The sequence below is a fragment of the Kitasatospora cathayae genome (genome assembly GCF_027627435.1).
Taxonomy (GTDB): domain Bacteria; phylum Actinomycetota; class Actinomycetes; order Streptomycetales; family Streptomycetaceae; genus Kitasatospora; species Kitasatospora cathayae.
In genome coordinates, this window is record NZ_CP115450.1 from 7,970,316 (window position 1) to 7,984,336 (window position 14,021).

Sequence of the window (14,021 nt, forward strand, 5' to 3'; positions counted from 1 at the left end):
GGGCTGCACGGCGGGGGAGCAGTGCAGCCATGAACGGACCATCAGTTTGTCGCATTAGTGCAGGCCTGAGGGGAAGTCAGAAGCGGAGCGGCGCACGGACCGGCGTGCTCGCCGCCGTCTGCCTCGCCGCCGTGGTCGCCGGCTGCGCCGGACCCGCCGCCCAGCCGGAGCCCGACCCCTCCGCCGAAGCCTCCGCGGTGGGAGCCGCCGTCGGAGCCGCCGCCGAGGAAGCCGCCGCCGAGGGAGCCGTTACCGGGGCGGCCGCCGAAGACCCGGCAGCGTCCGAGGCCGACGACCGCGGCGCGGCCCGCCCGCCCGCCGTGCCGCCGGTGCTCCCCGGGCTGGCCCGGCAGGAGGAGGAGAGCAGCCGCGAGGCGGTCGCCCGCCAGGCGGACGCGGCCCGCGCCGCCCTGGAGGCCGCGCAGCACTGGGGCCTGGACCGCCCACCGCTGAAGGCCCCGCCCCGCCCGGCGACCAGGACCGTGCTCACCCCGGTGCAGGGCGTCAAACTGAAGGACGGCCGCCCGCCCGTGGTGTTCCGGGTGCCGACGGAGGACAAGGTGGTCTTCCTGACCATCGACGACGGCGACGAGAAGGACCCGGAGTTCTCCCGGATGGCCCGGGAACTGGGCATCCCGTTCAGCGCCTTCCTCTCCGACTACCTCGTCCGCGACAACTACGGCTACTTCCGGGACCTGCACAAGCAGGGCGTGGAGATCAACAACCACACGATCAACCACCGCGACCTCAAGGTCCTCGACTACGAGACCCAGCGCCAGGAGATCTGCGACCAGCAGGACCAGCTGGAGAAGCAGATCGGCGTCCGCCCCCGGCTGTTCCGGCCCCCGTACGGCGAGTACAACGACGACACCCTGCGCGCGGCCGCCTCCTGCGGGGTGCAGGCGGTGCCGCTGTGGAACGAGGAGGCCTTCCCGGACCACATGGAGTGGCGCTACGACGACCGCAAGCTCCACCCGGGCGACATCATCCTCACCCACTTCCGCGGCGTCTCCGACTGGAAGGCCACCATGCCGGACCTGCTGCGCAAGGTGGTCAACGAGGTCACCGCGGCCGGCTTCTCGCTGGGCCGCCTGGACGACTACCTCTGACGACCACCCGCGAGGACGGCCTCAGCCGAGCGAGAGCGCGTCGAGGTACACCCAGGCGCCCTCGTACCGGACGAACCGGCTGTGTTCGGTGAGCACGCCCTCCTCGCCGCCCTCGGTCCAGTGCGCCCGGAAGGCGACGGTGCCCTCGGCGTGGAAGGCGCCGCCCTCGCTGGTGGAGACCACCTCCAGCCGGGTCCAGCGCAGCGCCGGGTCGAAGTCGACCTCGGCGGGCCGGGTGTCCGGGTGCCAGGTGCGCAGCAGGTAGGCCTCGTCCTGGGCGGCGAAGGCGCTGAACCGGGAGCGCATCAGCGACTCGGCGGTGGTGGCCTTGGCCTGGCCTCGGTGCAGCCGGCCGCAGCAGTCGCCGTAGGCGGCGGGCAGGCCGCACGGGCACGGGGAGGACGGCAGGAGCCGGGGAGCGGCGGGGCGGGGCGCGGAACGACGTCGGGACATGCCGTCCATTCTCCCCCACGGTCGGCGGCCGCACGCGGCCCGTCCCCGCCCGAGCGGGAGGGACGGGCCCGAAGCGTCCTACCGGGGGCGCTTGAAGGAGTAGTTGAACTCGGCGTTGCCGAAGTGGCCCATCATCCGCAGCCAGAACGGCATCATCATCTCGGTCGCCCGGGCGCCGGTGATGTCGCCGAGGTCGACGATCCACCCGGCCGGCCAACCGAACTCGCCCAGCAGTGCGACGGTCTCGGCCTTGGCGCCGGCGTCGTTCCCGGCGATGAACAGGTTGTGCTCGCCGGCCAGCTTGCCCGGCTCGACCATCAGCGCGCAGTTCAGCGTGTTGAGCGCCTTCACCACCCTGGCCTCGGGGAACTCGCGCTGGATCTGCTCGCCGACGCTGTCGGTGTTCACCGGGGCGAGGGTGACGCCGCCGTCGGGGCCGAAGACCAGCGGGTTGGAGACGTCGATCAGCAGCTTCCCGGCGAGGTGCTCGGCCCCGGCCGCGCGCAGCGCCTCCAGCGAGACCGTCCCACCGGTGGCGTTCAGCACCACCTCGCCGAAGGCCGCCGCCTCGGCGAAGGTTCCGGTGCTCCCGCCGGGGCCGGCCTGCCGGGTCCAGGCCAGCCCCTTCTCGTTGTCCTTGGTGCGGGAGCCCAGCATCACCTGGTGGCCGAGGGAGACCAGCTTCGTTCCCAGGGTCTGCCCGACCACGCCGGTGCCGATGATTCCGATGCGCACTTCTTCCCCGTCGTCTCGAAGTCGTCCGTCCCTCGTGGGGCGGTCGCGACGACGATAGTTGACGCACTGCCACGAGGGGCGGAACCCGTGTTCAGCGGGCGCTCCCCGCGCTCGTGATCGCGATCATCTCCACCGCCAGGGCTGCCACCGGTGCGAGCGAGACCGCCACCCGGGCCCTGCGGAACAGCCAGGCCGCTGGCCATTGGAGCACCGTCGCGATCTGTGCCGCGATCAGGGCGGAGGAGGCGGCGGCCAGGTAGGGCACGGCGGGGCACGGGTCCGTGGACGTGCAGGGATCCGTGGTCATCTCGGCGAGTCCCCGGAACACGATCGCCGGGGGCAGGAGCATCAGGGTGACCGCTGTCGAGATCAACGGGGCTCGCCACCAGCGGTCGTGGACGGGCCGGTTGGGGGCGGCTGCGGTGTGGGCGGACTCGCTCATGCCGTCCATCGTCCGGCCCCGGCCACGACCCCCGGCAGGGGCGGGATACTCAGGTCGACCGGGTACGGCTACTCAGCCGCGCGGTTCACCGAACCAGCGGCGCAGCGCCCGGTCCAGCCCCTCCGGGTCGGCGTCCCCGGGGGCGCAGGCCCAGGCGACGTACCCGTCCGGGCGCAGCAGCAGCGCGTCGGCCGGTGGTTGCGAACAGTCGGCGGTCACCAGGTCGACCCGGTCCTTCCAGGCCGCCGCCCGGTCGGCGAGGCCGAGCCCGCCGCCGCTCAGGTCGAGCAGCAACGGCCGCCCGCCGCGGGCGAGTTCGGCGAGGCGGACGCCGCCGTCCGCCCGCTCGCCTCCGGGCCCTCCTGACCCGGTGCCGACGGTCGGCGCTCCGTCGCTCCTTCGTCGCTCCCTCGCTTCTCCCTTTCGGCACCGGCGGGCCCTTCGGGGGGTGCCGAGGGTGAGCTCCGGGGTGAAGCCCCCGGCCAGCGGGTGCGGGCAGTCGGTGTCGTAGTGGACGTCGCTGCCCGCCATCAGCGCGGCGATCCGGGCGAGGTTGTCGTCGTGGGAGAGCAGTTCGCCGACCAGGGCGCGCAGTGCGGTGACCGCCGGGCCGGGGGACATCAGGGCCGTCTGCGCCTGGGAATGCATGAACACCCGCTCGCCGACCGGGCGGCGTTCGTGCTGGTAGCTGTCCAGCAGACCGGGCGGGGCCCAGCCCTGGAGGTCGGCGGCCAGCTTCCAGCCGAGGTTGGCGGCGTCCTGCAGACCGAGGTTGAGGCCGGGACCGCCGGTCGCCGCGTGCACGTGGGCGGCGTCGCCGACCAGCAGGACCCGGCCGTCGCGGTAACGCTCGGCGAGCCGGGTGTTGTGGCCGACGGTGCGCCGCGGGGTGAACGGGCCGGCGGTACGGGCGGGCGCGAGCTTGAGGTCGGCGCCGGTGACCCGGCGGATGCTGGCGCGCAGCTCGTCCAGGGTGAGCGGGGCCTCCTGGTCCACCGGCGGGCCGCCCCACTCCTGGGTGGCGATCATGACGGCGTCCGGGTTGAAGGGGGAGATGACGAACACGCCGTGCTCGGTGCGGGTGTGGGTGTACGGGCGGAACGGGGTCGGGCAACCGGGCAGCAGGACCTCGCCGCCGTCGGTCATGCGGAGGCCTTCGGGCGGCAGCACGTGGGCGACGCGGGAGACCGGGTCGGGCGAGGTGACGCCGGGGAAGTCGATCCCGGCCAGCTTGCGGACGGTGCTGCGGCCGCCGTCCGCGCCGATCAGGTAGCGGGCCCGCAACTGCCCGGCGCCGTCGGGGCCGTGGAGGTCGACGCTGACCCCGGTCGCGTCCTGGGCGAAGCCGGTGACCTCGTGGTCGCGGTGCACGGTGACGCCCAGGGCGAGGGCGCGCTCCTCCAGCACCTCCTCGACCCGGTGCTGCGGGACGGGCACGGCGTGCAGCGGGTTCGGGTCGAGCCGGTGCAGGTCCAGCGGGAAGGCGCCGAACACGAAGCGCGGTACGGGCTGTGGCGCGCCCGGGACCCCGCTGAGCGGCTGGTGGAGACCGCGGTGGTCGAGCAGGCGGAGCACCTGCCCGACCAGCCCGTTGGCCTTCTGCTCGCCGGAGCGCGCGGGCAGCCGGTCCAGCACCACCGGTTGGACTCCGGCCAGCGCCAGTTCGCAGGCCAGGAACAGCCCGACCGGGCCGGCGCCGACGATGATGACGTCGTTGGTCATCTCAGATCCCCCTCTGTTCGGTTGACCGGGACGGTTCGGGCAGCCCGGCCGCCAGCTGCCGCAGTGCCTCGGCGAGCACCGGCAGGAACGGCACCGCCGGTTCGGCGGTCAGGTACTGCTCGTAGGCGACCTGCATCGCGGAGAGCGCGGCCGAGGCGACCAGCTTCGGGTAGAGGTCCCGGGCGGCGTCGGTTCCGGTCCGGGCGGCGATCGCCGCCACGAGCCCGGTCCGCGTCTCCGCGCCGCCACGGCTCAACTCGGCCTGCAGGGCCGGCTCGCTGAGCAGCAGTCGGACGGCGGCAATCCACTCCGGGGCCGGCTCCTCGGTCGCGTCCTCGAAGGGCACGACGAAGGAGTTGGTCAGCGCCTCCCACAGCGGTTCCTCCGCGGGGCGGGCCCGTAGGGCCTCGGCGGTCCGCAGGATCCGGTTGCGGTGCCGGAAGACGATCGCCTCGGCCTTGCTGGAGAAGTAGTTGTTGTAGGTGCGCGGGGACACTCCGGCCGCGGCCGCGATGTCCTCCACCCGGACGTTCTCCAGCCCCCGTTCCACCGCCAGGCACAGTGCCGCCCAGCTCAGTGCCTCCCGCGTCGCGGCCTTCTTCCGTTCCCGCAGACCGGGCTGCCCGTTCGTCATGGCACTACTCTCCCCAGAAAGTGCGCGTCACGCAATAGTGCGCATGGCGCAAGTTTTTCCGGCCTTCCGGGACCGTGGCGAGCCGCCCGCGACCTGCGGTTCGTCGCTGGTAGTAGTTGCCTGATTGCGGAGCGATCCCGGATGGGAGCCCATCCCCGCAGGAATTCCGGACGACTCGACAGGACTTGAGGAGCGGTCATGGGTGGCAGACAGCGTCCACCGCGAGCGCGGGCGCCGCGCCAGGGCGGGCCGGCCGGTGGCGGCCGGGTGAACTCCGGAGTGGGGATCGCCCGGATCGAGGGCTTCCTGGCCTGGGAGGCCGAGGTCGCAGCGGCCGAACGGGACGCCCGGGCCTTCGCCGCGCAGTTCCCCTGGCTGCCGGACGCGGAGCGGGAGAGCCTCGAACAGGCCTACGCCGCCGACCGGTTGCGCTACGCCGAGGAGGTCGTGGAGCGCGCCGTCCAGCGCTGCCGCCGACTGGCCGCCCGCTACCGTGCCGAGTGCCGCCGGATCTGCGCCCGCTGGGCGGCACTCTGTCTGTCCGTCACCGTCGCGGCGGCGCTGTTCGCCGTCGTCCCGGCGGCCCTGCGGCTCTGAGCGCCCCGCCACGACGAGGGCCCGCTGCGCCGGCAACGGCACAGCGGGCCCTCGTCGTACGGGGGATCAGTGGTGGCCGTGGCCGCTGGTGATCTCCTCGTGCTCCTCGACGGTGGGCTTGGCGATCTGGCTGCCCTCGCCGTAGAAGCCGCGGGACAGCTTGGCCCGGGTGCGGGTCCACAGGCCGGCCCGGCGGACCACGCCGTTCTCGTCCACCTCGGGCTCCAGCACGACCGGCTCGGGCTGCTCGTGCGCGGTGAGGGTGTACAGCCGGCCCTGCGGCAGCGGCGCGTGCACCTCGATGTACTCGCCGTGCTGCAGCCGGTTGATGACGCCGGTCTCCCGGCCGTGCAGCACCTTCTCCTTGTCGCGGCGCTGCAGGCCCAGGCACCAGCGCTTGGTGATCACGAAGAGGACCACCGGCAGGGCGAAGAAGCCGGCCCGCACCGCGTAGGTGATCACGTTGATGGACAGGCGGAAGTGGGTCGCCAGCAGGTCGTTGCCGCCGCCGGCCAGCAGGAGCAGGTAGAGGCCCATCCAGGCCACGCCGAAGGCGGTGCGGACCGGGTGGTTGCGCGGACGGTCGGCGATGTGGTGCTCGCCGCGGTCCCCGGTGACCCAGGCCTCCAGGAACGGCCAGCACCAGATGACCAGCAGCAGGGTCGGGAAGACCAGCAGCGGGATGAACACCCCGAGGTTCAGGGTGTGGCCGCCCCAGACGCTGATCTCCCAGCCGGGCATCACCCGGATCAGGCCCTCGGAGAAGCCCATGTACCAGTCGGGCTGGGCGTCCGTGGACACCTGGTCGGGCCGGTACGGGCCGTACGCCCAGATCGGGTTGATCGTGGCGATCGCCGACATGACCGCGATCACGCCGAAGACCAGGAAGAAGAAGCCGCCCGCCTTGGCCATGTAGACCGGCATCAGCGGCATGCCGACCACGTTCTCGTTGGTGCGGCCGGGCCCGGCGAACTGGGTGTGCTTGTGGTAGAAGACCAGGATCAGGTGCGCCGCGAGCAGGCCCACCATGATGCCCGGGATCAGCAGGACGTGGACGGTGAACAGCCGGGGGATGATGATGAAGCCGGGGAACTGCCCGCCGAAGATGAAGAACTGCAGGTAGCTGCCGACGATGGGAACGGCCAGGATCGCGCCCTCCATGAAGCGGATGCCGGTGCCGGAGAGCAGGTCGTCGGGCAGCGAGTAGCCCATGAAGCCGTCGAACATGCCGAGGATCAGCAGCAGGGCACCGAAGACCCAGTTGATCTCGCGGGGCTTGCGGAAGGCCCCGGTGAAGAAGACGCGCAGCATGTGGGTCAGCATCGAGGCGATGAAGACGACGGCGGACCAGTGGTGGATCTGGCGCATCAGCAGGCCGCCGCGGATGTCGAAGCTGATGTCGACGGTGGAGGCGTAGGCCAGCGACATCTGGACGCCCTTGAGCGGCACGTACTTCCCGTCGTAGACGACCTCGGCCATGCTCGGCTGGAAGAACATGGTCAGCCAGACGCCGGTCAGGATGATGATGACGAAGGTGTAGAGCGCGATCTCGCCCAGCATGAAGGACCAGTGGTCCGGGAAGATCTTGCGCAGGTTGGACTTGGCGAGGGAGTAGATGCCGAGCCGGCCGTCGGTCCAGTCGGCGAGGGCTTCGGCCTTGTTGGCCGGCTTGGTGCGCGTGCTGCTGGTCACCCGTCCCGGCTGCGACTGCAGTTCGGTGCTCACGACGGGCTCCCCGGCGTTCCCGGCGTGCCGTGGTGGAGGCCCGCCGGCGGGAACGCCGGCCGACGAAGTGTTGTGATCATGGGACCTCTCGATACGGGCCCGCCGGGCGGACCGGCGCGCGGACCTGGGCGGTTCGCTGGACCCGTTGCTCAGGGTGATGGAGCGCTTACTCTGTCATGCTGTCGGCAGGGGGCCGACTGTGCACGTCCATCGGGCCGTCCGGCCGCGCGTGTCGGGCCGGACGGGGGTTCCTGACGCCCGATCGGTCGGCCCCGGTCGGCGCAACGGGGGCGATGCTGCGCTCGGGTGCAGCTGGAGCGTGTCGGTGCGTGCCGCGTCCGGGCGTCGTGCGGGGGTGGGCCTACGCTGCGCCAATGGTGGATCACCGTGAACTCTTCGAGGACGTCACCGAGGCCCTGGCCCGCGCCGGGTTCGACACCACGCCGGGTGCCTCGCCCCTGTCGATCGGCCGACACCCCGAGGGGGTGGTGGTCGGCTGGTCCCCGGACGTGGAGGCGGACGGACCGCCGTCCGGCCTGGCGCGGGCGGCGGTGGTCGGGGCGGCCGCGCTCGTCCTGCGGGAACGAGGCCTTCTGGTCACCGAGACGGGGGAGGGGGGCCTACTGGTGCGCTGGGCCGAACCGGTGACGGTCCCTCCGGAGTCGGAGCCCGAGGCGGCGCCCGAGCAGTGGTGGGGGTGACGAAGATCCCTCTCGGTGGCGGTGGCGCGCCGAGTTGACCGGCGCATGGGTGTTCCCATGCCGAACCCTTACCTGAATGCGGGGTGCAGTTGACCGCAGCGGCTCTAAGGTTTGCCTAAGCTAAGCGAAGCGCCCTGGACCTTCCGTCCGGGGCGTTCGCCATGCCCGTTCCGCCGTCAGCGGCGGTGCGCTCGAGGACAGGTACAACCCGGGGCGGCCCGGGGGAGGAGCCCGCTGCATGTGGGATGAGGCGTTTCCCAGCTTTCTGATCGGGCTGCGCGAAGGGCTCGAAGCCGGCCTGATCGTGTCGATCCTGGTCGCCACGCTGGTCCGGGCCGGCCAGAAGGGCAGATCGCCCCAGGTCTGGACGGGCGTCGCGGCGGCCATGGCGCTCAGCCTCAGCTTCGGCGCGGTGCTCACCTTCACCGCCGCCAACCTCTCCGGCCACGCCCAGGAGGCGTTCGGCGGGGTGCTGAGCCTGATCGCGGTCGGCTTCGTCACCGCGATGGTGTTCTGGATGCGCCGCTCCGCGCGCACCCTCTCCGCCGACCTGAAGGAGAAGGTCCAGGCCTCGCTGACGATGGGCGCGGGCGCGCTGGTGTTCACCAGCTTCCTCGCGGTCGCCCGCGAGGGACTCGAGACCTCGCTCTTCCTGTGGACCAACGCCCGCACCGCCGGGGAGTCCACCGGCCCGCTGATCGGTGCCGCCGTCGGCCTGCTGCTCTCGGTGGGCCTGTGCTGGGGCCTGTACCGGCGGGCCCTGAAGATGAACCTCACCAGGTTCTTCACCATCACCGGCGCCGGCCTGATCCTGGTCGCCGCGGGCGTGCTCGGTTACGGCCTGCGCGACCTCCAGGAGTCCGGGCTGGTCGGCGGCGGCAGCACGTACGCCTTCGACCTGAGCGGGCACCTGGACGCCTCCTCCTGGTACGCCACGCTGGTCCAGGGCACCCTCAACCTGACCGTCACCATGACGGTCCTCCAGGTCGTCGGCTACATCGCCTACCTGAGCATCGTGATGACCCTCTTCATCGAGGGTGTGCGCGGCAGCAAAGCGGCTCCGGCGGCGGCTCCTGCTGAGTCGGGGTCCGACGCGGAGCAGGTCGAGCAGCCGGTGCGCACCGGCCGGCCGCGCTGGGTGCTGCCGACCGCGGCGATCGCCGTCCCGGTCGTGGTGGCCGGCGCCGTGATCGCGGTCAGCGACGGCAAGCAGGACAGCTCCGCCACCGTCTCGGTCTCCGAGAAGGAGTGCGGCAAGGGCTTCGGCAGCCCCCAGCCCGGCCAGCAGGTGTTCCAGATGCACAACACCGGCGACAAGGTCTCCGAGGTGTACCTGGTCAACCCGGGCAGCGGCGCCGTCTACGGGGAGATCGAGGGCCTCGCCCCCGGCACCACCCGCGCGCTCACCGCCACCATCGGCAACGGCGACTACGCCTGGCGCTGCGTGCCCACCGGCGGAACGTCCGTCACCTCCGCCCCCGTGCACGTCACCGGCGGCGCCGAGGTCAAGGCCGTCAAACCGGTCTCCGAGGACGACCTCAAGGCCCCGCTGGACAGCTACAAGGACTACGTCAACAAGGGCCTCGCGACCCTGATGACGCAGACCCAGAAGATCCAGGCCGACGTGCGGGCGGGCGACCTCGCCACCGCCAAGGCCGACTGGCTCACCGCCCACCTGCAGTACGCCTCGCTCGGCGCCGCCTACGGCACCTTCGCCGACCTCGACAAGAAGATCGACGGCCGCCCCGACGGCTACGCGGACAAGGCCCAGGACCCGGGCTTCACCGGCTTCCTGCGGCTGGAGTACGGCCTCTGGCACGGCCAGTCCGCCGCCGATCTGACGCCCGTCGCCGACGAGCTCGCCCAGAACGTCGCCAAGCTGGTGCACGACTTCCCCAGCCAGGACTTCGACCCGGGCGACCTGCCGCTGCGCGCCCACGAGATCCTGGAGAACACCCTCCAGTTCGAGCTGACCGGCGACACCGACATGGGCAGCGGCACCAACCTGGCCACCACCCAGGCCAACCTGGCCGGTACCCAGGAGCTGCTGACCCTGCTGCAGCCGCTGCTCGACGAGCGCGACCCGCAGGTGCTGATCAAGGTCAACGCCGGGATGAAGCGGGTCGGGGACCTGGTCGCCGCCGCCCACACCGCCGACGGCTGGACCCCGCTCGACAAGCTGCCCGCCGACGCCCGGCGCCAGCTGAACGGCGCCACCGGCCAGCTGCTCGAAGACCTCTCGCCCATCCCCGCCCTGCTCGAGATCCGGAAGGCCGCCTGATGACCGACCACACCGCAGCCGCCGGCTCCTGCCCGTTCCCGCACGCCGCTGCCGCCCCCGTCTCCGCCGCCTCCGCCGCTGCCGAGCCGGTCGTCGAGCAGGGCGGCTGCCCGGCCGGTCCGGCCCGGCGCAGCTTCGTCCGGGCCGCGCTCGGCGCGGGCGCCGGGGCCGCCGTCCTGGCCGGCGGGGCGTTCAGCCTCGGGGCCGAGCCGGCCGCCGCCGGGGACACCCACCAGACCAGGACCGGGGCCGTCCCGTTCCACGGCGCCCACCAGGCCGGCATCACCACCCCGGCCCCCGGCTACGCGGCCTTCGTCTCGTGCCAGGTGATCGCCCAGGACCGCAAGGGCCTGGAGGACCTGTTCCGGACCCTGACCGAGCGGATCCGCTTCCTCACCGCCGGCGGCACCCCGCCCGACCTCGGCGTCGGCGCCCCGCCGTCCGACAGCGGCATCCTCGGCCCCGTCGTGCCCACCGACAACCTCACCGTCACCGTCGGCGTCGGCGCCTCGCTGTTCGACGACCGCTACGGGCTGGCCAAGGCCAAGCCGGTCAAGCTGACGCCGATGAAGACCTTCCCCAACGACAACCTCCAGCCCGGCGAACTGCACGGCGACCTCTCGCTGCAGATCTGCGCCGACCGGCAGGACACCGTGCTGCACGCGCTGCGCGACATCACCCGGCACACCCGCGGCGGGTTGCAGATCCTCTGGCGGATCGACGGCTTCCAGAACCAGTCCCGCCCGGACGGCGCCCAGCGCAACCTGCTCGGCTTCAAGGACGGCATAGTCAACCCGGACACCACCTCCGCCCGGGAGATGGACCGGCTGATCTGGGTCAACGACGGCATGGGCGAGCCCGCCTGGGCGACCGGCGGCAGCTACCAGGTGATCCGGATCATCCGGATGCTGATCGAGTTCTGGGACCGGGTCAAGCTCAGCGAGCAGGAGAAGATGTTCGGCCGCCGCCGCGACACCGGCGCGCCGCTGGACGGCCACCAGGAGAACGACGCGCCGGACTACGGCAAGGACCCGGACGGCAAGGCGATCCCGCTCAACGCGCACATCCGCCTGGCCAACCCGCGCACCGCCGACACCGACACCTCGCGCATCCTGCGCCGCGGTTTCAACTACGACCGGGGCATCGACAAGGCGGGCGACCTGGACATGGGTCTGGTGTTCTGCTGCTACCAGCAGGACGTGGTGCGGCAGTTCGAGGCCACCCAGACCCGGCTGATCGACGAGCCGCTGGTGGACTACATCTCGCCGACCGGTGGCGGGTACTTCTTCGTCCTGCCGGGCGTGAAGGACGAGGCCGACTGGCTCGGGCGGGGGCTGCTGGCCGCCGTCTGAGGGTGACACCGCGAACGGGCCCGGTGCTGCTGCGCACCGGGCCCGTTCGTGTCGGCTGTCTTCCGGCCGGTTCAGGATTTCCGGCCGGTTCAGGTTTTCCGGCCGGTTCAGCTGCCGAGGGTGAAGCCGATCACCGCGCCGCCGCCCTCCCGGTTGGCGGCGAAGGCGGTGCCGCCGTGCGAGCGGGCCACCTCGGCCACGATGGCCAGGCCCAGACCCGAACCGGGCAGGCTGCGGGCGGCGGTGGCCCGGTAGAAGCGGTCGAAGACCCGGTCGAGGTCGGCCTCGTCGATGCCCGGGCCCCGGTCGCGGACCTCGACCCGTGAGCCGCGCGCCACCACCTCGATCGGGGACGTCCCGGCCGGGTCGAACTTGGCCGCGTTGTCCAGCAGGTTGCTCACCGCGCGGGCCAGCGCGTCCGGGTGGGCGAGAACGACGGTGTCGTCCGCGTGCACGGTGATCTCCCGGTCGCTGTGCCGGCGGGCCCGGGCGGCGGCCGCGTGCACCACCTCCGCCAGCACCACCTCGACCGGGTCCTCGTCCGCCTTGCGGTCCGCCGCGAGCGCCACCAGCTCCTCCACCAGCTGGGTCAGCCCCCGGGCCTCCTCCTCCAGGTCGGCGAGCAGCGCGGTGCGTTCGGCGGGCGGCAGCCGGTCGATGCTGGGCAGCACCGAGAGGTTGGTGCGCAGGCTGGTCAGCGGGGTGCGCAGTTCGTGCCCGGCGTCCTGGACGAGCCGGCGCTGGTTCTCCTTGGCGGTGGCGAGGCGGCCCAGCATCCGGTCGAAGGCGCGGCCGAGCCGGCCCACCTCGTCCGTTCCGGCGGCGGGCACCGGGACGTCCAACCGGCCGCTGGAGGCGACCAGTTCGGCGGCGTCGGTGAGCCTGACCAGCCGGCCGGTGATCCGCCCGGCGACCAGCCGGCCGGCCCCGCCCGCCACCAGCACGACAGCGGCCACCACGGCCACCATCTGGATGCGCAGCCGCGCCAGCAACTGCTCGAAGTCGTCGAGTCGCTGCACGACCTGGACCGCGCCGCGGCCGCCGCCGAGCGAGACCACGCCCACCCGCCAGGTGGCGCCGGGGAGGTGGCGCACGTCGGTCACCGTCCGTCCGACAGCGTCGGTACGGGCGAGCTCGCGGTCGTCCGGGGTGATCGGCAGGTCGACGTGGGCGGTGCCCGGCAGGACGGCCCCGTTGGGGTCGAGCGCCTGCGCGGTGACCCGGATCGGGTGCAGCAACTGCTCGCTCAGCCCGCTCGGGCCGTTGAAGTCCCCCGGGAACAGCTTCTCGCGGTCGACCTGGCCGCTCACCGCGTGGACGGCGGAGTTGAAGTCGTCCGCCTCGTCGTCCCGGATCAGGGCGGCCGCGGCGCGGTAGCCGAGCGTGCCGATCAGGACCGCGACCAGCGCCGCCATCGCGGCGAAGGCGAGCGAGAGGGTGGTGCGCAGGCCGGGGCGGGGCAGCCGGGCGCGGTCGCCCGCGCGGCCGGTCACGGCTCGCGCAGCGTGTAGCCGACGCCGCGGACGGTGTGGATCAGCGGGGCGAGGCCGGGACGGTCGAGCTTGCGCCGCAGGTAGCCGATGAACACCGCGAGGTTCTTCGAGCCGGGACCGAAGTCGTAGCCCCAGATCCGCTCGTACAGGGTGGTCTGGTCGAGGACGGCGCCGGCGTTGCGGGCGAGCAGCTCCAGCAGGTCGAACTCGGTGCGGGACAGCTCCAGTTCCCGTCCGCCGCGCCAGGCCCGCCGGGCGGGCGGTTCGACCCGCAGGTCGGCGACGGTCAGCACGTCCTCGGTGCTCTCGGGCGGGGGGTTGCGGCGCAGCAGGGCGCGCAGGCGGGCGAACAGCTCCTCCACGTCGAAGGGCTTGACCAGGTAGTCGTCGGCCCCGGCGTCCAGCCCGGCGATCCGGTCCGGGACCTCGACCCGGGCGGTGAGCATCAGCACCGGGGTCCGGTCGCCGGCGGCGCGCAGCCGGCGGCAGACCTCCAGACCGTCCGGCGCGGGCATCATCACGTCGAGGACCAGGACGTCCGGGCGCTGCTCGGCGAGGACGGCGAGGGTCTGGGTGCCGTCGGCGGCTATCCGCACCCGGTAGCCCTCCAGCGTCAGGGCGCGGGTGAGCGAGTCGCGGATGGCGCGGTCGTCCTCGGCGATCAGCACGGTGTGGGTCATGGGGGAGATTCTCCCTGGCGTGCTCACGGCAGTGGAGAGCGGGGCGCGGTTCCCGGCCGCCGCGGGTTTCGCGCGCTGCTTCGCAGGCGTACGGTGG

The 14,021-nt window shown here is 72.7% G+C and carries 13 protein-coding genes; 5 read left to right on the plus strand and 8 right to left on the minus strand.

Annotated features, from left to right (window positions below):
* Positions 1-104: 104 nt before the first annotated feature.
* Positions 105-1,109, plus strand: coding sequence for a polysaccharide deacetylase family protein (locus O1G21_RS35590; protein WP_270149605.1), 1,005 nt, complete (start codon positions 105-107; stop codon positions 1,107-1,109).
* A gap of 21 nt (positions 1,110-1,130) precedes the next feature.
* Here O1G21_RS35590 and O1G21_RS35595 read toward each other — a convergent pair whose 3' ends face one another.
* The 5 genes from O1G21_RS35595 to O1G21_RS35615 form a co-directional block, all read right to left on the minus strand.
* A complete protein-coding gene (locus O1G21_RS35595) occupies positions 1,131-1,562 on the minus strand; it encodes a YchJ family protein (RefSeq protein WP_270149606.1) in 432 nt (143 codons plus the stop codon).
* A 78-nt stretch (positions 1,563-1,640) separates the two neighbouring features.
* Positions 1,641-2,297: an NADPH-dependent F420 reductase gene (locus tag O1G21_RS35600; RefSeq protein WP_270149607.1), complete on the minus strand. Its 657-nt coding sequence runs from the start codon at positions 2,295-2,297 to the stop codon at positions 1,641-1,643.
* A 91-nt stretch (positions 2,298-2,388) separates the two neighbouring features.
* Complete coding sequence (locus tag O1G21_RS35605) at positions 2,389-2,739, minus strand: hypothetical protein (protein ID WP_270149608.1); 351 nt, start codon at positions 2,737-2,739, stop codon at positions 2,389-2,391.
* A gap of 72 nt (positions 2,740-2,811) precedes the next feature.
* Entirely contained in the window at positions 2,812-4,461 is a 1,650-nt protein-coding gene (locus tag O1G21_RS35610) for an FAD-dependent monooxygenase (protein WP_270149609.1), read from the minus strand.
* A gap of 1 nt (position 4,462) precedes the next feature.
* Positions 4,463-5,095: an acyl-CoA-like ligand-binding transcription factor gene (locus tag O1G21_RS35615; protein ID WP_270149610.1), complete on the minus strand. Its 633-nt coding sequence runs from the start codon at positions 5,093-5,095 to the stop codon at positions 4,463-4,465.
* A 198-nt stretch (positions 5,096-5,293) separates the two neighbouring features.
* On the opposite strand from O1G21_RS35615, the gene O1G21_RS35620 reads away from it, so the two are divergent.
* Positions 5,294-5,692 (plus strand): hypothetical protein, encoded by a 399-nt coding sequence (locus O1G21_RS35620; RefSeq protein WP_270149611.1) that lies wholly within the window; start codon positions 5,294-5,296, stop codon positions 5,690-5,692.
* Positions 5,693-5,758: 66 nt separating this feature from the next.
* Here the strand turns inward: O1G21_RS35620 and qcrB are convergent, their stop codons facing one another.
* Positions 5,759-7,384: a cytochrome bc1 complex cytochrome b subunit gene (gene qcrB / locus O1G21_RS35625; RefSeq protein ID WP_270151434.1), complete on the minus strand. Its 1,626-nt coding sequence runs from the start codon at positions 7,382-7,384 to the stop codon at positions 5,759-5,761.
* Between the two features lie 407 nt (positions 7,385-7,791).
* Here qcrB and O1G21_RS35630 point away from each other — a divergent pair, with 407 nt between their 5' ends.
* The 3 genes from O1G21_RS35630 (at position 7,792) to efeB (ending at position 11,751) form a co-directional block, all read left to right on the plus strand.
* On the plus strand, positions 7,792-8,118 hold the full coding sequence (locus tag O1G21_RS35630) for a hypothetical protein (protein WP_270149612.1): 327 nt from the start codon (positions 7,792-7,794) through the stop codon (positions 8,116-8,118).
* Positions 8,119-8,356: 238 nt separating this feature from the next.
* Positions 8,357-10,399, plus strand: coding sequence for an iron uptake transporter permease EfeU (efeU, locus tag O1G21_RS35635; RefSeq protein WP_270149613.1), 2,043 nt, complete (start codon positions 8,357-8,359; stop codon positions 10,397-10,399).
* Positions 10,399-11,751 carry an iron uptake transporter deferrochelatase/peroxidase subunit gene (gene efeB, locus O1G21_RS35640; RefSeq protein WP_270149614.1) on the plus strand — a complete coding sequence of 451 codons (1,353 nt, stop codon included), beginning with the start codon at positions 10,399-10,401 and terminating at the stop codon, positions 11,749-11,751. Before efeU ends, efeB begins: the two co-directional genes overlap by 1 nt.
* 107 nt (positions 11,752-11,858) lie before the next feature.
* On the opposite strand, the gene O1G21_RS35645 is transcribed toward efeB, so the two are convergent.
* Positions 11,859-13,244 (minus strand): ATP-binding protein, encoded by a 1,386-nt coding sequence (locus O1G21_RS35645; RefSeq protein ID WP_270149615.1) that lies wholly within the window; start codon positions 13,242-13,244, stop codon positions 11,859-11,861.
* Positions 13,241-13,924, minus strand: coding sequence for a response regulator transcription factor (locus O1G21_RS35650; RefSeq protein ID WP_270149617.1), 684 nt, complete (start codon positions 13,922-13,924; stop codon positions 13,241-13,243). The genes O1G21_RS35645 and O1G21_RS35650 overlap by 4 nt, the downstream gene beginning before the upstream one ends.
* Between the last annotated feature and the right edge of the window lie 97 nt (positions 13,925-14,021).

Excerpts from the sequence above, each read along its gene's own strand:
- O1G21_RS35615 (WP_270149610.1), bottom strand. The coding sequence starts at position 5,095 with ATGACGAACGGGCAGCCCGGTCTGCGGGAACGGAAGAAGGCCGCGACG.
- efeB (WP_270149614.1), top strand. The coding sequence starts at position 10,399 with ATGACCGACCACACCGCAGCCGCCGGCTCCTGCCCGTTCCCGCACGCC.
- O1G21_RS35605 (WP_270149608.1), bottom strand. The coding sequence starts at position 2,739 with ATGAGCGAGTCCGCCCACACCGCAGCCGCCCCCAACCGGCCCGTCCAC.
- O1G21_RS35630 (WP_270149612.1), top strand. The coding sequence starts at position 7,792 with ATGGTGGATCACCGTGAACTCTTCGAGGACGTCACCGAGGCCCTGGCC.
- O1G21_RS35650 (WP_270149617.1), bottom strand. The coding sequence starts at position 13,924 with ATGACCCACACCGTGCTGATCGCCGAGGACGACCGCGCCATCCGCGAC.
- O1G21_RS35595 (WP_270149606.1), bottom strand. The coding sequence starts at position 1,562 with ATGTCCCGACGTCGTTCCGCGCCCCGCCCCGCCGCTCCCCGGCTCCTG.
- O1G21_RS35620 (WP_270149611.1), top strand. The coding sequence starts at position 5,294 with ATGGGTGGCAGACAGCGTCCACCGCGAGCGCGGGCGCCGCGCCAGGGC.
- O1G21_RS35610 (WP_270149609.1), bottom strand. The coding sequence starts at position 4,461 with ATGACCAACGACGTCATCATCGTCGGCGCCGGCCCGGTCGGGCTGTTC.
- efeU (WP_270149613.1), top strand. The coding sequence starts at position 8,357 with ATGTGGGATGAGGCGTTTCCCAGCTTTCTGATCGGGCTGCGCGAAGGG.